Consider the following 22,158-nt stretch of genomic DNA (forward strand, 5'->3'; position numbering starts at 1 on the left):
GCGTACCAAAATGTAAGCACCTGTTTTTTATATTGTTTAAGTGTTTTTAAATCCGTTTTTAATCCCATATATGGGACTAATAAATAAAAATGGGAAATACACAGGCCGTGAGAGGACGAGAAAATTCAAACGCCGATACAGGCGTTATCATTTACTTTAATGTGGCTTTACATACAAAAAAAACCGGCTAAAGTGCCGGCTTTTTTATTTCCTAATGCGTTAAAGCATATATGGATTATCCCCACCTTGAGCTGGGGGTTGACTGCCTGATGGCATACGCTCTATGCGCGCAAGGCGCTCCAAGATAACATCCACCTTGCGGCCAAGCTCGGGGCCGAGCCCATTTGGCTCGTTGGCACTGGCAATCAACTGAGGCAGCGTGCTATTGACTAGTTCACTCAACGCAACCGCGACCTCATCACTTGGCGTAGATTGACGCGCATTGGCAATTTCACTCACCTGCGCAATCTGCACTGCTAACTGCTCTAACGCCGTGCTGTGCACTTGCGCTTTAGTCGAAAACGCTTGCTGATTTTCTTTAAGCACATTGACTAACTGCGACTCAAGTGTACTTTGAGACTGCGCTAATCGTTCGGTCAATGCCATGATGCCCTGCTGTGTCCCTTGCTGAGACGCGACATCTTGTAAAGATTCATTGATTTGCAGTAGCAAGTCTGCTTGCTTTGCTTGGTGCTGAGCAGGGTTTTGCGCTTCATGTAGACGGGCTATTTTAGCCAACTGTTCAATGATACTCTCACGAACAGTTTCTTGCTTTTTAGCATGCTCAACCTGCGCCTGTTGCGATTCACACAGCTTGTTCAATGCATCACTGACTTTAGATACCGCCACAGAATGTGCCTGTTGCGTATCCGCAACATCCACCTCTTTTTGTTTTGCTTGCTCCACTTGCACTTGCTGTAGCTCTGACTGCTTCGCTAATGCTTGAGACACCTGATTCAGTTCACTACCTAGTCGCGTGAATAGTGCTTCTTGCTTGTCCATCGCATGCTCAGCACTGTGCACTTTTTGTGTGAGCGATTCGCTGTGTTGATTGCCTAACAATTCAGTCAACTTTTCAAATGACGTTGTTAAAGGTGAATACTGAGTACCTCTATCGAGTGTTTTGGTAAGCGTCTCTATGCTTGGCTTAAGATCTTGAGTTTTCACCGTACTCGTCAAGCTTTCGAGTAACTGAGAATAATCATGACTCAACTGCTCTTTATCTAACTTTGTTGCGATACTCGACAATGACGCATTTAGCTCGCCTAGTTGCTCAACGGCTAACAATACTGGGCTACCCGCATCATTTGCCCTATTTAACAACGCATAGTCCGCTAAAATTTGCGCCCACCTTGTGCGTTCTTCATCCGTTAATGTCTCCCTTAGCTCAGCCAGCTTCAGTAAATTCTCTTCACTGCCTTTACTTAAGGTTTGCGCTTCACCGCGATAGTGATCTTGAATAAGATTTTCAAGTTCCACTTCATTCATCGCAGCGACCACCTTTTCCGCCATCTTATTCATGTTACGGTAGCTCCCCTGCAACTTGAATGGTGGCTCAGTTCGGTAATCGTCATCTTGCGCTGCTGAAGCGATGTATTGCGCATTGACTTTCAACACCGTATTTCTGATGGTGATCAGTTTTTGTAACACTGAGACGATTTCATTGGCCTGCGCTTGGGAGTAATTGTGCTCAAGCTCATTTAAAGAAATGTCTTCCCCTTCACTGATCCTAACTAGCTTATATAAGTCCGCCATATTGCGGTTCGCTAAAGGCGCCAACACCGGATTGGAAGTCAGTGCATTTTCAATGAAGCTCATTGCAAATTCCTGCTCACACCCAGACAGCGTATCGCCCAAATTATATATATCGGCACGGTTCGCCAACATGTCTGGAATTTTAAAACTTTCACCCGATTCGGTGTACGGGTTACCCGCCATCACGACAGCAAACTTTTTACCGCGCAAGTCATAAGTTTTGCTTTGCCCATTCCAAACGCCGTCAATGCGTCTTGAGCCATCACACAGAGAGATAAATTTCTGCAAAAACTCTGGGTTGGTATGTTGAATATCATCCAAGTAGAGCATGACATTATTGCCCATCTCAAAGCTCTGATTGATTTTCTCAATTTCTTTTGCAGCCGTGGCATTAATCGCTTGCGCCGGATCCAGTGAAACCTGATCGTGGCCAATAGACGGACAATTCACTTTAACAAAGGTCAACCCCAACCGGTTTGCAACATATTCTATGAGCGTCGTCTTACCATAACCCGGGGGTGAAATAAGCAGTAACATCCCCATCAAATCGGTTCGCTTATTGCTGCCTGACGCACCAATTTGCTTGGCGAGGTTGTCTCCAATAATTGGAAAATACACTTTGTCGATAAGTTGATTGCGAACAAATGAGCTCAGCGGTCTTGGCTTAAATTCATCTAGCTGTAGACGCGCTTTCTGCTCCACCAGAATCTCAGATTTAATTTCATGATAATGCGTAAATCCAGCAACATGCTGCATCAGATAATCTGACGTTCGAGCGTAAAATTCTGAATAATCCAGCGTGAGTGCTTGTTCATCAATTCTACTATGCTGCCCAAGCAGCCCATTAATAAAGTTTGAAATAGCGACGTCTTGAGCAACAAACTTGGCAACCTTAAGGTGTTGTAAGAGTAATACGTTCGCCGCTTCAAGCAAAACATCTTGAGCAATTTCGGTATTGGAAGCTTGCTGCAGCCCATAGGCATTTAACCAGCTGGCCATCATAATCGCTTGCTCTTGTATACATGCGAGCGTATTCAGTGTCTCATTGAGAGAGTTGGTGAACCCTTTGGTTTTGGCCACACTCGTAAACTGCTCTGATACTTTTTTAACTTTATCAGACATTACAAAACAGACGTCTTTTTGCTGATTTGCGAGTTCTTTAACTAGGTACTCTGCGCTCAAATTAGCAGAGAGCTTAGGTAAGTAAGCCAAGTACTGTACTAATTGTGTGCGCGCAAAGGCATCAATTTCAGTGCTCAAAGAATCTACGAGTTGGGCTTGGAAACGCGTATCTCCGAGCATGCGAGACATTAATTCAGCTTGCTTTGATTGTTCTGTCCACTTGGCCTGTATTTGGGGCTCAATTTGGCAGAAAAACAAGTGTGCAACAATACGCGCTGAGCTGGGGTAAATAAGCAGTCCCAAGGCTTTCTTTTGCCCCAGTAAGTTACTCAAAATCATCGCTGCATCATGATCATGAATGCCTTTTTCATAGCCTTCCTGATAGCGAGGTTCAGCAAATTTTTGCACCAGAGGCAAAATGCGCTCTTCTTGGATTGCCGTCTCGAGTTCAGTAAAAGTCAGACTATGCTCTGCCTCATTCGCAGCTTTTAATACTTGGGCTGCTAAGAACTCGCCCCGATAAATATCGTGGTTTTCAGAAACTAAGTTTTGCTGCCAATAAGGGCGATAAGTGAGTAGTTTTTCCCGAATCTGTTTGTCTTGAATTGACTCGAAGTACTCCGTGCCAGTCAAATGGAACATCAAGTCTTCATCACGAGGTAGCAAAGTAAGGTCTAGCAACTGTTTGTTCACACCAAAACTGTGTTTACCAATTTTGACCGAGTTTCCACCATCACTATATATATCCTGCTTATCTCGCAGTGAACGTATGCCTTGATCTTTACACGCTTTCAGTTTCGCTTGGATGTCGTCCGCTTTGATCTCATCGCCCAGCTCTTTGAGTTCTTGAGTCAAACTGCGCAACTTGCTGATCATCGGATCCGATGCAAAATAGCTGTTGATCTCATCTATCTCAGCAAAGCTTTGAGCGCGTCTAGTTACACCTTGAAGAATTCGCTCTGCGGCATTTGCAAGGTTTAGCGCTCTGCGCTGCCTTTCATCAATCAGTTGCTGTTTGTGCGCTTCAAAACTTTCATAAACATCATCACGCTTAGCCATGATTTCAGCGAGATATTCATCGTATTCGCTAAATTGTGACTCCAACTCTTCGAGTTGGATCAGCAAACGTGACAGCTGTTCATCACATTGCTCTGGTGTACGTGCATTGTTTAAGCTGCTGGTAATACTTTGGCTGAACAACTTGAAACGAGCCGCGAATTCGGCCTTGGCTTCTACGCTACCTAAGCTCTTTCTGCGAATTTCGATACTGGCTTTGGCTCGATTGACCAGCGCATAGACTCCACTGACATCTTCTAAGATTTGAGTCCTAACTCGGCTGTCATCTATTTCAAGATCTAGCATTGTGTGATTGAGCAGGTCAAGCTCTCCACCCAGCGTATCAAGTGCTTCCAAAAAGCCATTTAATTCAGTGACACTGTCACTTTTTTCGCTCAGTTCAGTCAGCTCATCTAACTTTTCGTGATAGGGCGCCAATGCTGTATCTTGCTGCAAGAACTGCGCAGTTGCCTGGCTTAAATCAAGTGTTTTTTCATCCAACTGCTGTTGCAGTTCACCAAGCGCCTCAAGATTAATATACTTAACGTCTTCGAGGCTAATAATCTTGCCTTTGAGCTGTTTTAAGGACTCAAGGCCGGTGACAAATTCGGTGGCAAGTTTAAAGCTATCTGGACGTATTTCTTTGGTGATATCTTTATACTGAGCTTGAATATCCGCCAATGCTTTTTTGGCAGTCTCTTGAATTTGACTTACTTTTTCAAATTCATCCAGCACTTGCTCTGAGGTTTCAAAGATTTCATGAAGTTGCCCATTGAGTGCAGAGAAGTCGCTTTCCACCAACCAGTGATATCTGTCCAATATACTGCGCGTGAGGGAGATAAGGCTTTCGTAGTGCGATACGTTCGGGTTTTGTTCACTGATCGCTTTACATACACTGTACAGGTCTGAGATCCCGCGGACCAAATCTGGGTTACCAATCTTGCCCAGCATACTTGTCGGCGTCGGAGCATTGGCCGCATATTCGACAGAGCAAAATGGGCTATCCCAAACCTGAATCGGGTGTACACGCTCAGCTTCTTCTTTTTCAGCTTTGAACGTAATAGTCAAACCATCATCATATACGCCGTAGCCATGACAATAAATCGGATTTTGCAGGTTTTTCTCAATAAGGTTGTACGCAAACAGCGCGTAACGACCTTCTGTTGGTTCATAAAAGACGTACAGTACATCTTCGCCGTTAGGCGACTTGATTTGTTTATGAAACTCTAAATTTTCAATTTGGTCATCAAAATGCCGTGTTTGTCCAGACTGCAAATAGTAGCCACCCGGATAGATCACCCCATGATCGTCGGGCAACTGCACACACGCATCTGAAATTGCATCTTGGCGAATCACCTTTTGAGTAATGCAGTTGAAAATATAGTGACGCCATACTTTTTCTCGATATGGTAGCACCTTCAGCAGAATGATTTCACCCAGCTGCGCATACTCAACGTCACAATCTGCCAGCGATTGATTTTTATCATCGACGGGGTCAGCATAGATCCCTTCGCCACTTTCTGTGTTGCTCTCAATTTTAATGGTTAAGTCGCCACCAACCGTTTCAACAAAAACACGGTCAAGAATATTAATATGTGGGTGGCGCCCTTCCACATGATCAGAGCGATCGGTCTTTATCCATTCAAAATCATAATCTTGATTGCCCTTGATATCTCGCTCACCACGGTTATCAATGTAATCTAGGGTATTATCCGCAGCGATTTCCCAACGAAATACTCGTACATCAGTGAGCTTATCGCCAATCTGAAATACAGCGAACAATTTACCATTTTGCTGATATAAGTGTTGGAGGTGCGTTTCTTTGTAATACGTATAAAGCTCTTCAAAATCGCGTAAAAAGCGATTATCAGTCAGAAACTTTGTTTCACTCGGGTAGTCTTCAACTTCATAGTGGTCATCCTGATAAACCAGTTTTTGAACACTAAACACATCGCTGACATGAATATTTTTTTTGAGACCTAAGAAAACGTTGTAGGCAAATATCAATTTATCGCCAATGAGTACGATATCACGAGGAGTACAGTTATGTTCGGTTCTTACTCTGGCACGCCCTTTTACTTTGATCTCGGTGCTGCCAAATGTGTCGATTCGGTTTTGATTTAAGGTGTCAATGTCTTTGCGAAGCTGAGCACCTGAGTTGCTCAATCGGCGCTTGATTAGGTCGTAAGAGCCTTGCTCAAGTGCGGCATTGTTTGCAGAATCCGTCATAGTTTACTGTCCTGTTGTACACGGAGGGTAAATGGAAAGGTAAGTTGGGTGTGCGTTTGGCCGCACACCCAGAATACGTCTGCTGAGTTTATTCTTGGCCTTCTGACTGACCAACAGACTTGGCGTTACCATTTAAGGTGTTGCCTAACATCGCCAATAACTGTTGTTTTTCAGCGTCTGAAGTATTGCCTAGTTGCTGAAAAAACTTGCTCATTGCGACGTTTTTCATTGTCTCTGACGACACATTTGCACCACTTAACACCCCTTTCAAATCATCCATGATGTTTCTTTCACCGGCTAGGTGATCTTTAAATAACGTTTGTACTGTGTCACTTTCACCCACGAGTCCGTCAATTGATTTACCTAACGTGATTGCCTTCATAAACTGGTTAAAGAATTGACCGTCACCACCCATGATATTGATATCTGCATTGCCTAACGTTTTCGCTAAGATCTCAGATTGGTGTGCAGCAATTTCTTTCTCTGCTTCTAATTTAGCCAGCGTTAGCTCTTTTTGTTGATTCAATTTCAGCGTAAAGCCTTCATAATCTCTCGCGTCCTTGTCCATCGCATTTAGCGCTTCAAGCTTCTCTTCAAGACCTTTCGCTTCGGCTGTCATACGACGCTCTAACGTAATCGCCTCGGCTTCACCTTGTTTCTCGATTGACTCAGCCATCGCCGTTTGCACTTCGGCTTCTGCAAAGCCAATGTCTCGCTTGCCTTTCGCCTCTGCCGCCAGTTTTTGCTCTAGGACTTGTGCTTCAGTTTCACCTTGCTTTGCATTTGCTTCAGCTTTGGCTTTGATAACTTCAGCTTCAGCCAATCCAGAAGCCGCTTTTTCAACTTGCTCAGCTTCTGCAAGGATCTTCTTCGACTCGGCGCTTTGGTTAGCAATACGTAGCTCTGCCTCGGCCATTTTTTCCAGTTCACGTGCCTTAAACTCAGCTGCTTGTTCTTGCGCTTTCGCTGCTTCAATATCTTTTACAAGCGCTTCCTCAGCTTCAGCTTTCGCTCGAATAACAATGGCTTCTTTCTCACGCTCGGCAGCTGCCAGCGTTTGAACATCTTTGATACGCTCTTGCTCTTCAGCTACGGTTTTCTCAACCGCCACTCTGTCACGCTGTACCTCAGCGATTTCTTTACGCTCAACTTCTAGCGCTTTTTCTTTATTGATGCGCATGATTTCAGTTTCTTTCTCGCGCTCAATCACCTCGATTTCGCGAGAACGGGCAACTTTTTCTTCTTCGATTGCAAGTACACGTAGCCGGTTTTGTTCAGCAATATCAATCTCACGCTGTTTGTTTTGCTCTGCAATTTCAAGCGCTTCGTCGGCTTTAAGTCGCGCATCTTCTGCTTTCATGCGTTCTTCTTGTTTAACGCGCTCAGCTTCTGCCGACTCTCTCGCACGTACAGTTTCAATCTCACGCTGCTGCTTTGCTTTGGCATCTTCTTTTTGACGCTCAATTTCTAGAGATTTCTCAAGCGCAGCTTGATTTTGAATTTCGATTTGTGCTTGTTCGTCACATTTTAACTGATTAGTTTGAACATTCTGCTCAGCTGTTTTCTCTGTAATACGACGAATACCCTCAGCATCTAAGATATTGTTTTCATCCAATTTATGAATAGAAGTTTGCTCCAAGTAATCAATGGCCACGTCTTCTAACGTGTAGCCCGATAGGTCCTGACCAATCACTTCTTTAATCGCGTCTCTGAATTCGTTACGATGAGTAAATAGCTCTTCAAAATTCATTTGTTTACCAACCGTCTTTAACGCTTCAGAGAACTTTGCTTCAAATAGCTCTTGGAGGGTTTCAGGCTGAGAAGCACGGGCACACCCAACTTGTTTTGCAACGCGTAGAATATCTTGCTTGTTTTCGTTTACACGGATATAGAAAGTAATGGCAATATCCGCACGAATATTATCTTTACAAATTAGGCCACTATTTTCTCTGCGCTCTAACACCATACGCTTAGTAGAAATATCCATGACTTCCATTTTATGAATCACTGGATAAACGATGCCTCCCGTGGTGGTTACATCTGGCTCATTCTTCATCTTGTTAATGATTAGCGCATGTCCCTGGTCAACTTTTCGATAAAACTTACCAACGATCAAAATCATCGCAAATATAACGGCGATTGACACTCCAACAACTGTTAAAATAGGTCCTAGATTATCTAAAAATTCCATGTGTGTTCCTAACTAATATATTGATTTCCCGATGTGACATTACACTTAGCTGTTTTCACCAAAGCGAATGTAATGCCAATAATAATTAATTTTGTTGTAGTCCAACTGAGACCACTGTTTTTGATGACGCCTTGTGGCGATTACTATCTTATTGATTTATTACCAAGGCTTGACCACCACCACATAGCTATTTCGCAACTCATCATGTTCGATTAACAAACCGGCATCCCCAATTGAGAATTCATTTTCCTCTTCACAACGTACTTCAATTAACTGCTCGGTTCCTTGGAACTGTACTTTTGCTTGTCCAAAATTAGCGGTGACTTTGCTGGTTGCAATCACACACTCAAGTCCAATAAATTCACTTTTAGACGCGGTTTCTTTACTATCAAAAAAGCGTCTCAGGGGCTTTACGAGCATCGCCGTAAGTGGTATCGAGATCACAAAACAGCCAAACATCACCGCAGCACCAAGCAAATAAAAGACAACCCCTTCACCAAGTACATACTCAAATAGCTGGTGAGAATAAAAACTAATCACCCAACTAATTAGGATCACCAGACTGATCGAGATTGTCAGTGGTACGCCACCAAACCCCATCTGAAACAGGGAGTCAGCACCATCAGCTTCAATCTCAACATCTCCTTCGAACATATCGATATCCGCAAAACCCAACAATGCAATGCACCAAAAGCCAATGACGATAAGCAGCAACGTTGTAAATACAACGGTGGGGAAAGTAAAAATGGTATTGAGAAAGTCCATAGTTTTCCGTATACCTCCAATTATGTGTACCGGTTGCGTTTATTAAAATGGTTAAACGCACTTATTTTGAGTCTGTAACGTGCTTAATTAGTAGGTCGGCAACTTTTTGTTTCACCAAGCGTTTGTCAGCATCTGGAATATCGAATTGCTGAGCTAACAAAGCGATCTCTTCATCACTCAAGTTAAAGCTCAGCCTTTGACGCGTTTTCTTCGACTTAACTTCGAGCCCTAAGATCCGGCGGATCATATCTGAGGGAGTAAGCTCTTCATCAATCGCACTTTTTTTAATGAACTTCTGTACTTCGGAGCTCAAGTCAAAAGCAAGTTGCGTCGCACGAACGGCTTTTTCTTGCTTTTGCCAAGCACTTTTATTATCAGTCATAGCGGTTAGTTACTCTGCTTCGCCTTGATACGCGCAAGAATGTCAGCACTTTTCGCAGCATCATCACCGATTCCAGCTGCGCGCATTTTATCATGCAACGATTTATCAGCATTTTCGTCCGCCAATTGTTGCGCTGCATCCAGCTGATCTTGTTTATCCATTTGACGCTGCTTGATACGCTCTAGAGACTGCTTTGCAGACGCCATCGCGGAGTCACCTGCAAGCATATTATCGTTAACAGCCATTGTCGCTTTTTGTACACTTTCAGTGGTCTTGACCATACTGAGTTGACGCTGGTTCTCAACAATGGTTTTTTCGGCAAGCTTTATCTGCTGTTTAAGTTTCGTGACATGGGTCGTAAAAGTACTCAGCACCTGTTGTTGCTCAGATTTTTTCTGTTCAAACTCGGCTATCTTTCCCGCAATTTCTAGTGCCAGTGTCTCTTCACCTTTTTCTAAAGCTTGGCCAGCGTAGACTTCATGCTTCTCTATCTCACTATCTAGCGACTTGATAGCTCGTGTTGCTTGCATTTCTTTAGCCATGACTTCTGTCAGGCTGCGTTTAGCGTCGGACAAAGCCGTTTGAGCGTCTCTTATCTCTTGTTCAAAAATGCGAATAGCATTGGCATCTACGATGTTTTCACCCACTTCATTGACACCGCCTTTCACTGCGGTGAATAACTTTTTAAAAATACTCATTGTGAATACTCCTTTTATTCAGTCAAGTAATCGCTAATAGCCTCTAAAGCGTCTATTGAATTTGCTGATAACGTGATGATTTCATGACTTAATTGTTCGATGGTTGAACTTGTCGACAACGCGCCAAACACAGCATATCTGTCGTCTATCTTTGCGAATGCACTCAGCGGCATCGGCACGTTTAAACGTAATAAAGTGTCATTTAACTCTGCGTGTTTATCCGTGTTGATTTCAGCTTCAGAAAAGAGATAGCAAATACATAATATTTGTTCATCAGTACGCGTCACGAAGATCGGTAGCTCGTCGTTACCGTCTACAATAACTTGAAGGACCTCTTGACCTACGTGGTTGATAAAAAAAGACTCGAAACTTGATCCCTCAGTTTCATACTGAGACAGTTTTAATGAAAGCTCATTCAATTCCATGTAAGAAATTCCTTATGTCCGTTAGCGTATTATAATGGTTCAATTACGCTGTATTGATTGTATGAGTTATGGATACACTTTGCCCAGCAAGACATATTATGTCAACTATGCTTTCTCATTTTAATTGTAAAAAACAGTTCAAAATACAATCCGATATACACTTTAAATCATTAAAATCAATAACCTAATAAAACTTAATGAAAGTATTCATTTTTTGAAATTTCACTTCTTAATTAAGAAAGATAAGCACAACTTCATCACATTAGGCGGGGATAACACCTATAAATCGATGGGCTAAAAAAGATTGATAAACGTCCAAGCCCAAGTTTCTACGCACTTTTTGTTCAGTAAAACAGAATGACTTTGCTTCTATATAGTAGGGATCCAGCAACTTTGATGGCCTTGCATCGGTGTTGAAAGGTTTTCGTTGAAACGGCCCTCGCTCATTTTGACTAGGGCCTTGTGTTTAGCTATTTAAAATTCTTCCTATTTAGACTCTATTCGCTAATTTAGCAAGCAAATGATTTTTAACAGTTGGCCATTCATGGGCCAAAATAGAATAGACAGCGGTGTCTCTTATGGACCCATCACGCATAATTTGATGGCTGCGCAACACACCATCTAACTTTGCGCCCAAACGCTCTATGGCTGCTCGAGATGTTTGGTTGAAATAATGGGTTTTAAATTCGAGCGAAAGCGCCTCACTTGATTCAAACAAGTACTTCATTAGTAAATACTTACATTCCGTATTGACGGCGGTTTTCTTCACCGAATTAGCATACCAAGTGTACCCAATGGATGCTCTGCGGTGCTGGGCTTTTACATCATAAAATCGCGTTGTACCCACAATTCTCCTGTCAGCTTTCGTTCTCACCACATATGCAGGTTGCCCATTTTTTGCGGACTCCACTGCTGTTTCAACATATTTGTACATGCCCTCGGGTGAAGGTACCGACGCATACCAAAGCTTCCAACTTTGACCATCTTGAACCGCACTCACCAGAGAATCTGCATGCGCTAACTGCATTGGTTCAAGCAAGACAACATCCCCTTCTAAGGCAACACTTTTTAGCCACGTCATTTTTATCCCTCTTACGACCACTCACAAAGTCAATTTAAAAATAGCCTTGTATAATACTTGATATTGAACGCCGTCATGCTCGGACACGACGTTTGATCGTCCTCTTTAGCTGTTTATCTTGCTGTGCAAAGCGAGACTGGTAAACATATTCATACAAATCTAAATGTCCACCTTCGCCCAACTGATATTTTGTATAATTCAAAATGGTATTGAGGTACGTTTTGGTGTTCACATGCGCTTGCCATCGTTCATTTCTTAACATGTCGTAATCGTCTTTGCATTCATCGCCGATAATACGTTTAACATCTGAAATTTCTGCAACTTTAACCGCAGAATCATGTGAAATCCTAAGCCGTGTTTCGCGATTGTTACTTTCAAAAAGTCGGTGCTCTCCACACTGCATAGCGAGCTCATCAACATCTCTCATCAAAATCGTATTCAGACACCTAAGTACCTGAACTTCAATTAGCTCAAACAACGCTTCGACAGACTCACCAGAGTATTTGGCGAGCTCTTCAAGGAGCAACGCAAAAGCATCGCTATACAGGGTATCTTTCTCTAGTGTTAGACCGTTGTCAGGGTCATCAATGATTAAAAACTCGCATAAACGCTGAGTGCAAGTTGGGAGCATATTTGCAAGTTCACCCACACCAGGACAAGAACTCAAGAACTCAATAAACCCACTTTTAAATATGCATCGATATTTTGACGGTGCTTCGTAACAGACCTCGACGCTATAGCTGGATTTCAACTCTCTTTCAATACCCCGCCCAAGCGCAGTGACTTGTTCACTCACTTCAAAACAATATTCATTGTTCACGACAACAAATTCCTATGTCTTTATACTATAAAAAAGCGCCCTTTAGGCGCTCTATCTCTTCATCATTACCAATTAGAAAGGCTTACTTAGTGGCAGCGTGCAAAACTCGTGCAGCCCGCTGCGGTATTAAAACCGATTGTGTTTCCACCACCTGCAATTTCCTTTGTTTGGCCTTTTACGAGGGATTTGTTGTTTTCAGATAGTTTTTTGATATTTTTCTTATTGAATGATAGCTGCATCGTTCGCTCCTTTTTTATTTTTATTAAGCTACTTTATAAATCTAATACCTACCGTCCAAAATGTAAACAAAAAGTTCATTTTGAAATATCGATTTACTGTCATCAAATATAGATGAATTTATATGCATTTAAAAAGTTAATTCTACATTTTATGGAATGTCAAATACAATGATATATTACAATATATAACCAAATTATATATGGCACATTTTTATATACTTACCCTATCCATAGATAACTGATAAATATAGAGAAAAATAATAAAATACTACTAAGTGGTGAGAAAACTCAATTTACGCCTTAGTAAGGGTAAAACAAAGAGCTGGTCGTTCGAGATCTAATTATAACCCCTATCAAAAGAGGCTTTTAAGCAATGCACCATTCTTAAAGCAGTGCATTTAACCCGATATTGCTATACATGTCTTCCTAGCGAGATCAGGTTACCGCTCCATAAAACCAAGCAAGCCATTGATACAACCATACAAAAATGACGTAACTTGCTACGAAAAAACATTAAGAAGGTTGCTTAATTCAGCAATGCAAAGCGCAAGTTATAAACGCCTTCAGTTACCTCTTCTACTTCGATAGAGGCAGAATTTCTATACAAATTCAGTTCCGTAAGCAGCTTAATGCGATCTTGCTCTGACACAGAGTCTTGATCAACCAGCAAAGTGGCATTGATATGGTGCTTATTAATGTCTGTACGTTCACCAATATCTGTAGCGTATTCGTCAAAGTTTATTTGCTCAATTAATTTTTGGTCCATAGCATGTCTTTATTGCAAGTTACTAAACAACAATAACTATATAAAAGTCCTTTATTTCCAACTATTACAAAGTATTACACGTGAGTAAAAAATAGTCTACAAACAATTACTTCCGGTTAAATACAGCCTAACTCACACAAAATTGCTAATATTAAATTCTCTATGTAATAACATTGTCGAATGTAGTTTGATTAAAGAAATATAAAAAGAAATTAAAAATCATACTGTTACTTGGTAATAGTATTTTTAGTATGCAACTCAGTTTTAATGATTTCATTTGTTTGTGGTAAAAAATAGAGTAAAAGTGCAAGATGCGGCGCGCCACTTTGATGCACAGACTCGAAAGTAATGCGTACGATATCTCGGTTGAAACTTCGCTCAACCAACACCACTGTCTCGGAGCCTTTATTATCTACAAACCAATCGACTTTTTCTTTTAATTGAGCAAATTTCAATGAGAACCTTAACCCCAACTTATTGGGAGCATGATAAATGCCAAAATAATTGGCTAGCGCCAATACTTTAGATTGTTCTTCATCATCAAGGTTGTCCGCTTTGAGAGGAGGTTTGCTGGCTTTATCTTCACAACTATCGAAGCCATACATGAGTACCGTGAACTTAAGTGCTGTTTTTTGCTGGCGAATGTGATATCCCCTGCAAATTGAGTACTCTGAAACAATAGGCAAAACATCAATCGCCACCTCGTGACCACTGAGCCGAAGCTCTAAGCCTTCAGAGTCATTGCTTATAAAATTCAGAAGTAACAAGAAAGTAGCTGACCACATTACCTTTTTTGCCGTTTTGACGCGTAAGCAAGTGACAACCTTGTTGCTTGGTTTAAGGTCAAGATAAGATTAAATTCGTCTTTATGTCAGTGTATTTATAATGCGATAAAAAGCAAGTAACGGATAAGGCCTTAACGCCGATATTACGTCATCAATAAACCTATCATGCGAGACGCATTTGAACCCAATCATGCTGACAGCGTGTCTCTAGACGTATTGTTCGTCAGCTAATTAAGACCCGTGACAATCACCTAGCCCCCCAGCACGTCACTTTACTCAACATCTCCAAGTCACCTTGGTATTATGCCCCTCAATCGGCTGAACTTAAAAAGGGTCAATACAGCAAAAAATATCAAAAAAAGCGTGGCGCGTTTATCTAAAGTAACCACATCAAAACAGCCACACTCAGAGAAGAGAGTTACTTATGAAAATCACTAAAAAAGTCGTAATCAATAAACCAGCAGAACAAGTTTGGGACCTTGTCGCAACCCAATTTGACAAAGCGTATCTTTGGATGGGTCCTATTCCAAAATCTGTCGCCGTGGGCAAAGGGCATGGATTATCTGGTGCCCCCATGGAAGGCCGAATTTGTGACCTCAGCGAAAACCCCAATGGCGCTAAAGTGAAAGAGGTGATCACTGAATATAATGACGCTATGAAAACACTCGCTTTTGACGTACTACCGGTGAATAACCCTAAAATCGTCCCGATCAAACAAAATCATGTGAAGATGACAGTACGTGTGATCAGCACTAACAAGTCTGAGGTGATCTGGACCGCTGAGCCACAACTTAAAGCGCTTGCTTATCCGTTTTACCCGATACTAAGGTTGGTCTTTCCGGTTGCATTTGGCAAACTACTCACTGGGCTCAAAGAGTATGCAGAAAAGCATACGCTCAGAAACACGCAAGCAGCCTAATCTATTGGCAACGATGAAATTAACGAGGGTATTGAGATGGATCGCTTTTTAAAGAGTATTGAATATATAGAAGCACATATAAATGAAAAAATCAGTGTGCATCAAATCGCTACGGCCTCTCATTATTCAACGTACCATTACAGTAGGGTATTTAAAGCATTGGTTGGAGATACACCCAAAGAGTATTTGCGCAAACGACGTTTAACCATGGCAGCCAAAAGATTACTTACAGACGACGTGGGTATTTTAGAGCTCGCCTTGGAATGCCAATTTGAATCACAAGAGGCTTTTACTCGCGCATTTAAAGCATTATTTGACATGACGCCAGCGCAGTATCGAAAAATTAACGAGCCCTTTCGGCTGCTTTATAAAAAACCATTTAATGGAGATGACTTACACTTTTTACAAAACAATATCAGCATGGAACCAGAAATTATCTCTCAGCCGGCCATGAAAATTGTTGGGATCGCCACTCAGTATGATGATGGAGATTTAAGTTTGCCCAAACTATGGTCAGGGTTTCGACCATACCGAGATAAAATTCCCAACCGGGTCGGCAGCGATTTTTTCGGCATTTATGAATGTTACGAAGAATCAGAGGAAGTAACACGATTCGTTTATATTTGTTCAGCACAGGTTGAGAACTTTGATAATGTGCCTGAAGGCCTTATTACTCGTGAGCTTGAGGCACAAACTTACGCACGTTTTACGCATATAGGCCCTCTGTCAAAGTTAGAGGATACATTGCGGTATATTTGGGGTAGCTGGTTACCCAAAAGTGCTTATGAGTACGCGGACAAGCCGGATTTCGAACTTCTGCCTGCCAGTTTCAATGATGCCGATCCCAATAATAAAATTTACTTAAATATACCAGTTACTTTAAAAGCCTGATTCGTTCAGGCTTTTTATCGAGCTTCACTCAATTTATCTCGTTCCCCTCTTTAGCTTTTTCAATAGATAGCAAGAAATATCAAAAAACGGCACTGGCAATCCCCTACTATTACCCCATCCGCAAGACCTCGTTTTAAAACATATTAAAGGTGAAACAATGATTAAGCGCGTATTAATAACCGGTGCCAATGCAGGTTTAGGTAAAGAGACTGCCAAGCAGCTGACAAACAATCCTCAGATAGAAAAAGTTTATTTAGGGTGTCGAAACAAAGAGAAAGCACAGGCCGCTAAAATGGAGTTAGAGCAATCGACTGGCAAGCACATTTTCGAAATACTGATTATCGATGTCAGCAATCAAGAATCAGTCATTGAAGCCGTTCAAAAACTCGAGTGCAGTGTGGATGCCTTAATTATGAATGCAGGGGGCACTGGCGGTCAAAACTTCAATAAGTTAACGCCTGATGGCGTTACAGAAATTTTTGCCGTCAACTTACTGGGGCATTGTCTATTGACACAAGCGTTATTAAAATCTGGGAAATTGACGCAAGTCGCCATTTATGCAGGTTCAGAGGCTGCAAGGGGGGTCAAAGAAATGGGAATGAAACGACCCCACTTACCAACTTCATCTGAAGAGGAATTTGCTGCTATTTGCGATGGCTCATTTTTTGGAGAGGTCAAAGACGCAACTATCCCATACGGCACGATAAAGTACATGGGCGCCCTATGGATGTCAGCCATGGCCAGACGCCACCCACATGTAAAATTTGTGACCATGAGCCCTGGGGCAACGACAGGCACAGAGGGATTTAATACACTGCCTTGGTTCAAACAATACTTCATGAAAAGCATGATGCGAATAATGCTATTGCTCAATAAAGTACATACGGTTGAAGTGGGGGCCAACCGCTATCTACAAGGTTTATTTAATCATGATCTTGAATCGGGATTATTTTATGCGAGCGAGAGAGGATTAACCGGCAATTTATCCGATCAAAGTTTGTTGTTCCCTGATTTAAAAATTGAACGTTACCAAGAAAATGCGTATCTAGCTATTCAAAGATTCCTATGAGTTTAGACAGTGGGCTAAAATACGCGCTAGCCCACACTTTCAACCATTACACGTTGTTATACATGATCCATAAATAGCTTTTCGCGTTTTTATTTGCTTTTGCACGAACACCGAGAGCTCTTAATACTTTTTTCTTTAAAATAGCCATAATTTTTCCTTAAACTGTGTTAATCGTTTTATTAATACCTTCTAATACTATTTAATTCACGATTTAATGAAGGTATGTAATTATATAGTCATAAAACCATCACAATTTGAAATACACTTTTGGAATATACATATAATTAAATTTAAGCATATGATGAAACATGACTATTTAATAAATGCTCAATTGCACTCACATGTGTAGAAAAAGTATAACACGCATTTTCGAAACGTATGATGGTGTTAAAAAATGTAATAAACCATTGATATAAAATATTAATCTATAGAAAATTTGCGTTATTGGACGATTAATTAGCAAGCCTAATTACAGGACCAAATGACCCAGCAATGACGCATTGGAGGGTTGAATGACGTACAAGTTAGCATATGGCACTACATCACCTTTATCTCAGTCAATACTTGATGCCTGATCGCTTTTTTATGTTCTACATTCATGATTTTAGTCCATTGAAAAACATCTTTAAAAATAACACCTAAACAAGATGTAGGGTCTCACCCGTGAGACCCTATCAACATAGAATCGACAGTATCAAAAAGGCTGACAAAGATATGAGATATTAGCAACGTCAAAGGCCCACGCTTGGTTTCTACATCAAGCTTAGGCCTAGTATTGATTTAATGGATGTTAGTCTAGCTTTTCAATAAGTGTTGTGAGCTGGCGATTAACCTCTTCATGATCATCCCAATTTACATTCTGCCAATCAATGTCTAGATCTAGCTGAGAGACGTCTTTGAATAAAATTGTTTTTAAAACTTGTAAACTTGGGATTTCTTTCATTTTATACGTGGGTGGTTTTTTAGCTGATGCGCCTCGCTTGCCAGATAATCGCTCTAGGATTTTCTCACCTACATTTTTTTTATCCGTGATATTCAGTTGTTTCTTGTCATGTTCTTCTTTGTACTTGGTTTCACATTCAAGTACGATCTTTTTGACTTTAAGAAAAGGCGCGCTCAGACCATCCTCATATGCTTTGATAACCTCTGTATATCGCGTCAAAACATTGTAATTGTCATAGGCTCCCATTGAGATACCTAGATTTTTTGCCTTTTCTTTTACTGTGAGGCGCTTTTCACCGACCTTTAATCTCGCTTGATCTAAACCATCTATTTCTAACATTGCTGACAAAAATGCCTGCAACTTACCATATTGTGGTAAATCTTCACGGCTCGCGTTCTCTTGGAACTGTTTAACCTTGTACAAAAGTGGCTTTGAATCATAGACCTTAAACTGGGCAGCATGATCATAGCCATAGCTAAAAAGCAATGCAAAAAATCGCCTGTGGCCTGTCAAAATCCTGTATTTTCCGCGCTCCACAGGATAGACGGTAGGTACTTGGATCATTTCAGAGACAGAGATATTCTCACCAAGCTCAATGATGGACTCTATCGTCTGGTTCGCTTTTTTCCAATCATGGGATCCAAATGTTAAGCAGTTTATTATGCAACCTTTTCCTAAAATGACTTTACCTTCAGCATCATAGAGGTTAGTTAGTTGTTTTTTGCTTAGTTTATTGTCGCTAAACTGTCTAGCGTGCTCATTCTCAATAAACACCACTGGAAAAAATCTAGCGTTCGTTTCGTCTGGGAAAATAGAGTTTAAGAATAAAGATTTATACTCATACGTTTCACTATGCACTTTTTCAGCATTGTTCAAGGTAGCTAAAATTAAATCATTAGCATTGTCTATCATTTTAATATTAACCTTTATACTTCTATTTTATCTCGATAATTTTGATATGCCGCCACTTAAACCAGTGCCACATATGTGCATTCTATTCACAAAAAACCAAATGACGGGCACTTAGCGGATGAAAAGCCCCCCAAGTATAGCAAAATCATTTTTTTTTCATAGCGCACTTAATTGTCTCAGTATGCGTAACCTTTATAACAAAAAGCTCTTCGTTGTATCCTACCTCCGTAACCGAGCCATCCACTGTATTAGGCGATTCTACGCATATCCACGAATACACTGCGACACGCACTCACATCGTGCAAACACTACCTCTCGTTCATAAAAGCAAAGCAACAATAACACCCAAAGCCCACATTGTATTGGTGTAACCCATTCACTTTTAAGAATATTAATACTTGAAATCAAAAAATATATAAATAAAATACCCCTAAATAGAGTGGTAACTCTATTTTTTAAAAATTATTTTATTAAGGATGAATTGTGAAAAAATTATTAATTGGATTAGCCGCACTGTGCGCATTGAATGCTTCGGCACAATCAGATGAGCTAACTGCAAAAATCATGTCAAACAAAATTAAGATTGTTGCCTTTGGCGAAAGCGGTTGGGACGCACGATGGAGAGAGCCTACATGTAGCGTCACTAAAACGGAAAAAGACGAACTAGGGCGCCCGTATATGTATAGCCACTACGATATGTGTACCTGTCAAAATAGCATCGCTGCCAAGTATCTTATTGAAGACACGCAAGACAATCCTCAGCATGAGTTATTTGTTTGCTACGTCAACAACTGATTAGCCAAGCTCTGGGTCAAGTACAATGCTTGACCTTTTATTTAAATTGTTCCTTCGCTTATCAGCGTAATAAGCGCCATCAAAGTCAGCGTTTATTACGTGCAGGCTTGCCCGGGGATGCATCTTGGTTTTACATTTTATCGATTTTCAAGACTCCCGCTAATAGACTCAACCATCTCACTTGATGTCCCACCCCAAAAATTATATAACATAATGAAAATTGGTGTTTTTTATTTTTAATCCTTTTTATCACCATATAAAAAAGTTATAACTTAAAATAATTAGGAATAAAAATTGCCTACACCTTGCACTAGATGTTACATTATAACGAGTAAAACCCCTTTATTGGGTACAAACAATTTGCAAAATACAGGTTTAAAATGGCACTACTTCAACTTGAAACATATATAAAACACAGCCGAATCATCGCACTTCTAGCGATTATTATCAGTATAACAGCCTGGGCAGTAGAGTTTGCGGGAGTCGTGTATATATGCCCGTATTGTCGAACCCAACGCACAGTTATCGGTTTACTAGGCATTTTGCTTCTACTCCCTATAGCGTCTCACTGGATAGCCAAATACGTCGCTTTAGTTCTCGGCTTTTTTGGCGCGGTTGTCGCTGCAAATCAACACTTTATGGGCTGGAAAAAAATCTCAGCTGGGACGTTTAACTTCCATGAGACGATCGCAATGGATCCTTTCCTACTCTCTGGCTTAGCCTTAACAGGGATCATTGGTCTCACGTTCCTTATATTACAACAGACTAAAGCGGAATAATGTCCTCACGTTGACCAAGCCAAGGTAATGCCAGTGGCTTGGTCAAATTCATGTCTATAAACTCAAAGGCCATACACACTTGGTTGCCGACCATCATTCACTATTCTATCGATTAATTCTGCTTTATATGCCTCGTCTTCCACATCATTGTGCCAATACCAACTCCCAAATTTTTCAACGGCGAATTTCATCATGACAGCTTTGGTATTTCCAACGCCTGCATCACATAGCATCTGATAAAATAGTTTATCCGCAGATGCTCGATGAATTTCATGGGTATGATATAGCCAATCATGCACCAAAGCCGCCTTCATATATCTTGGATTAAATGGTGTACCAACCAAGTAATAAGCAACAGCGGGAATGCTCGCACCATCATATTGAAAGTACTTTGGTACCCAGCGTATTTTACCATTATGCTCGTAAGGGAAATCTTCTATTAGCTCATAAGCAGTTTCAAGCTTGTTAGTGTGCGTTTTTAAAACAGGTCTCAAATGGAGTGTTTCCATGTTATACCTTCGTTTTATTTAAAAGCAGTTAATAAGACCATTTAAACACATTGATATGTCACTTTTTGTACGCTCAGTTCGCGTGAAAAGATGTCGTGTTATAAGACAAAAACGTGAAAAGAAAGTAGCCCTAACTTAGGGCTACCAAATCGGCTAAATATCTAAGCAAGTCACTGTTATTATATTTCTTTTAACCATCAACAATACTCCCCGAAATAGCGCTTGTTGGCAGTTAGATCCTTCGCTTTGATTTGCGCCCAACTAAACGCCTAAAACGTAATAGATGAACCAAAAACCTATAATAGGTACACCTTAAAACACATGTCAACATATTGTTTTCATTTTGCACCACTAACCATCATTTTATTGTGTGTACAGGTGTGCAAACCGGACACTCGACGGCCGCTTTGTCACAATGAGAAATGATAATATTCAATAAAAATCATAAGAGTAGAACAATGTCGACTAACCAAGAAATCACTCGCTGTTTGCATCCAATCACAAAAATTACCAACTCACAATTACGAAGATCACATGAATACGACTCACCTCAAACAATTGAAAAGCTGCCAGCTGAGGATTTTTTGTGGCAGCTGACCTTAGATCCTTGTCATCATAAAGATGCTTTTCTTCATAGTATTCAAATCGGTCCCAATACAACTTTTCAAAATAGGCAGGATATATCGCAGCCAGCAAACCTTCGAGTAAAGCTTTACTTACAAGATCCCCACTGGGAGCTAACCGAAATTATATTTAATCCCACAGCGGCTACACAGGTCATAAAAATGAAGGCTCACCTTTAGAGGATCACCCAGTGACAGCAAGCATCGACTTGTCTAATAAAAAGCGGGCGATTATTGATATTAATGTGCCAGCGCGACACCCGCTTACCGACTTTTCAATGGGTTCTCCGATTTTAGAATTTTACATACGAGGAAGGCATTTAGAATCTGGAAAGACATTTTGTACCGCACTGCCAAATGTGTTGTCGCAAAGCTGAACAAATGGTTTAGTTTGGATATTGTGA

At 41.0% G+C, this 22,158-nt stretch carries 19 protein-coding genes; 6 read left to right on the top strand and 13 right to left on the bottom strand.

Going from position 1 to position 22,158, the window contains the following annotated elements:
- Positions 1–219: 219 nt before the first annotated feature.
- From L1286_RS12680 to L1286_RS12730, 11 genes are all read right to left on the bottom strand, one after another.
- Complete coding sequence (locus tag L1286_RS12680; protein ID WP_235407421.1) at positions 220–6,162, bottom strand: DNA repair ATPase; 5,943 nt, start codon at positions 6,160–6,162, stop codon at positions 220–222.
- 88 nt (positions 6,163–6,250) lie between these two features.
- Positions 6,251–8,353 (bottom strand): SPFH domain-containing protein, encoded by a 2,103-nt coding sequence (locus L1286_RS12685; RefSeq protein WP_235407422.1) that lies wholly within the window; start codon positions 8,351–8,353, stop codon positions 6,251–6,253.
- A 159-nt stretch (positions 8,354–8,512) separates the two neighbouring features.
- Positions 8,513–9,118: an OB-fold-containig protein gene (locus L1286_RS12690; protein ID WP_235407423.1), complete on the bottom strand. Its 606-nt coding sequence runs from the start codon at positions 9,116–9,118 to the stop codon at positions 8,513–8,515.
- A gap of 61 nt (positions 9,119–9,179) precedes the next feature.
- Positions 9,180–9,500 (bottom strand): hypothetical protein, encoded by a 321-nt coding sequence (locus tag L1286_RS12695; RefSeq protein WP_235407424.1) that lies wholly within the window; start codon positions 9,498–9,500, stop codon positions 9,180–9,182.
- A gap of 5 nt (positions 9,501–9,505) precedes the next feature.
- Entirely contained in the window at positions 9,506–10,198 is a 693-nt protein-coding gene (locus L1286_RS12700) for a PspA/IM30 family protein (protein WP_235407425.1), read from the bottom strand.
- A 14-nt stretch (positions 10,199–10,212) separates the two neighbouring features.
- A complete protein-coding gene (locus L1286_RS12705) occupies positions 10,213–10,623 on the bottom strand; it encodes a YjfI family protein (RefSeq protein ID WP_235407426.1) in 411 nt (136 codons plus the stop codon).
- Between the two features lie 490 nt (positions 10,624–11,113).
- On the bottom strand, positions 11,114–11,704 hold the full coding sequence (locus L1286_RS12710; RefSeq protein ID WP_235407427.1) for a GNAT family N-acetyltransferase: 591 nt from the start codon (positions 11,702–11,704) through the stop codon (positions 11,114–11,116).
- Between the two features lie 73 nt (positions 11,705–11,777).
- Complete coding sequence (locus L1286_RS12715) at positions 11,778–12,524, bottom strand: hypothetical protein (RefSeq protein WP_235407428.1); 747 nt, start codon at positions 12,522–12,524, stop codon at positions 11,778–11,780.
- 86 nt (positions 12,525–12,610) lie between these two features.
- Entirely contained in the window at positions 12,611–12,763 is a 153-nt protein-coding gene (locus L1286_RS12720) for a hypothetical protein (protein WP_235407429.1), read from the bottom strand.
- Positions 12,764–13,289: 526 nt separating this feature from the next.
- The gene (locus tag L1286_RS12725) at positions 13,290–13,529 is read right to left on the bottom strand and encodes a hypothetical protein (protein WP_235407430.1); all 240 of its coding nucleotides are present in this window, start codon (positions 13,527–13,529) and stop codon (positions 13,290–13,292) included.
- Between the two features lie 227 nt (positions 13,530–13,756).
- Positions 13,757–14,314 carry a hypothetical protein gene (locus L1286_RS12730; RefSeq protein WP_235407431.1) on the bottom strand — a complete coding sequence of 186 codons (558 nt, stop codon included), beginning with the start codon at positions 14,312–14,314 and terminating at the stop codon, positions 13,757–13,759.
- A 424-nt stretch (positions 14,315–14,738) separates the two neighbouring features.
- On the opposite strand from L1286_RS12730, the gene L1286_RS12735 reads away from it, so the two are divergent.
- From L1286_RS12735 to L1286_RS12745, 3 genes are all read left to right on the top strand, one after another.
- Complete coding sequence (locus L1286_RS12735) at positions 14,739–15,233, top strand: SRPBCC family protein (RefSeq protein WP_235407432.1); 495 nt, start codon at positions 14,739–14,741, stop codon at positions 15,231–15,233.
- A gap of 36 nt (positions 15,234–15,269) precedes the next feature.
- Positions 15,270–16,124: an AraC family transcriptional regulator gene (locus tag L1286_RS12740; RefSeq protein ID WP_235407433.1), complete on the top strand. Its 855-nt coding sequence runs from the start codon at positions 15,270–15,272 to the stop codon at positions 16,122–16,124.
- 157 nt (positions 16,125–16,281) lie between these two features.
- Positions 16,282–17,193: an SDR family NAD(P)-dependent oxidoreductase gene (locus L1286_RS12745; RefSeq protein ID WP_235407434.1), complete on the top strand. Its 912-nt coding sequence runs from the start codon at positions 16,282–16,284 to the stop codon at positions 17,191–17,193.
- A 790-nt stretch (positions 17,194–17,983) separates the two neighbouring features.
- Here L1286_RS12745 and L1286_RS12750 read toward each other — a convergent pair.
- On the bottom strand, positions 17,984–19,048 hold the full coding sequence (locus tag L1286_RS12750) for a hypothetical protein (protein ID WP_235407435.1): 1,065 nt from the start codon (positions 19,046–19,048) through the stop codon (positions 17,984–17,986).
- Between the two features lie 483 nt (positions 19,049–19,531).
- Here L1286_RS12750 and L1286_RS12755 point away from each other — a divergent pair, with 483 nt between their 5' ends.
- A complete protein-coding gene (locus tag L1286_RS12755; protein WP_235407436.1) occupies positions 19,532–19,843 on the top strand; it encodes a hypothetical protein in 312 nt (103 codons plus the stop codon).
- Positions 19,844–20,223: 380 nt separating this feature from the next.
- Positions 20,224–20,622: a hypothetical protein gene (locus L1286_RS12760; protein WP_235407437.1), complete on the top strand. Its 399-nt coding sequence runs from the start codon at positions 20,224–20,226 to the stop codon at positions 20,620–20,622.
- Between the two features lie 62 nt (positions 20,623–20,684).
- Here L1286_RS12760 and L1286_RS12765 read toward each other — a convergent pair whose 3' ends face one another.
- Positions 20,685–21,131 carry a DUF1353 domain-containing protein gene (locus tag L1286_RS12765; RefSeq protein ID WP_235407438.1) on the bottom strand — a complete coding sequence of 149 codons (447 nt, stop codon included), beginning with the start codon at positions 21,129–21,131 and terminating at the stop codon, positions 20,685–20,687.
- 814 nt (positions 21,132–21,945) lie between these two features.
- Here L1286_RS12765 and L1286_RS12770 point away from each other — a divergent pair.
- Entirely contained in the window at positions 21,946–22,131 is a 186-nt protein-coding gene (locus L1286_RS12770; protein WP_235407439.1) for a hypothetical protein, read from the top strand.
- Positions 22,132–22,158: the final 27 nt, after the last annotated feature.

The sequence above is a fragment of the Pseudoalteromonas sp. SMS1 genome (assembly GCF_021530565.1).
Taxonomy (GTDB): Bacteria; Pseudomonadota; Gammaproteobacteria; order Enterobacterales; family Alteromonadaceae; genus Pseudoalteromonas.

Excerpts from the sequence above, each read along its gene's own strand:
- L1286_RS12750 (WP_235407435.1), bottom strand. The coding sequence starts at position 19,048 with ATGATAGACAATGCTAATGATTTAATTTTAGCTACCTTGAACAATGCT.
- L1286_RS12725 (WP_235407430.1), bottom strand. The coding sequence starts at position 13,529 with ATGGACCAAAAATTAATTGAGCAAATAAACTTTGACGAATACGCTACA.
- L1286_RS12680 (WP_235407421.1), bottom strand. The coding sequence starts at position 6,162 with ATGACGGATTCTGCAAACAATGCCGCACTTGAGCAAGGCTCTTACGAC.
- L1286_RS12745 (WP_235407434.1), top strand. The coding sequence starts at position 16,282 with ATGATTAAGCGCGTATTAATAACCGGTGCCAATGCAGGTTTAGGTAAA.
- L1286_RS12760 (WP_235407437.1), top strand. The coding sequence starts at position 20,224 with ATGGCACTACTTCAACTTGAAACATATATAAAACACAGCCGAATCATC.
- L1286_RS12705 (WP_235407426.1), bottom strand. The coding sequence starts at position 10,623 with ATGGAATTGAATGAGCTTTCATTAAAACTGTCTCAGTATGAAACTGAG.
- L1286_RS12720 (WP_235407429.1), bottom strand. The coding sequence starts at position 12,763 with ATGCAGCTATCATTCAATAAGAAAAATATCAAAAAACTATCTGAAAAC.
- L1286_RS12700 (WP_235407425.1), bottom strand. The coding sequence starts at position 10,198 with ATGAGTATTTTTAAAAAGTTATTCACCGCAGTGAAAGGCGGTGTCAAT.
- L1286_RS12740 (WP_235407433.1), top strand. The coding sequence starts at position 15,270 with ATGGATCGCTTTTTAAAGAGTATTGAATATATAGAAGCACATATAAAT.
- L1286_RS12690 (WP_235407423.1), bottom strand. The coding sequence starts at position 9,118 with ATGGACTTTCTCAATACCATTTTTACTTTCCCCACCGTTGTATTTACA.
- L1286_RS12695 (WP_235407424.1), bottom strand. The coding sequence starts at position 9,500 with ATGACTGATAATAAAAGTGCTTGGCAAAAGCAAGAAAAAGCCGTTCGT.
- L1286_RS12735 (WP_235407432.1), top strand. The coding sequence starts at position 14,739 with ATGAAAATCACTAAAAAAGTCGTAATCAATAAACCAGCAGAACAAGTT.
- L1286_RS12685 (WP_235407422.1), bottom strand. The coding sequence starts at position 8,353 with ATGGAATTTTTAGATAATCTAGGACCTATTTTAACAGTTGTTGGAGTG.
- L1286_RS12765 (WP_235407438.1), bottom strand. The coding sequence starts at position 21,131 with ATGGAAACACTCCATTTGAGACCTGTTTTAAAAACGCACACTAACAAG.
- L1286_RS12730 (WP_235407431.1), bottom strand. The coding sequence starts at position 14,314 with ATGTGGTCAGCTACTTTCTTGTTACTTCTGAATTTTATAAGCAATGAC.
- L1286_RS12710 (WP_235407427.1), bottom strand. The coding sequence starts at position 11,704 with ATGACGTGGCTAAAAAGTGTTGCCTTAGAAGGGGATGTTGTCTTGCTT.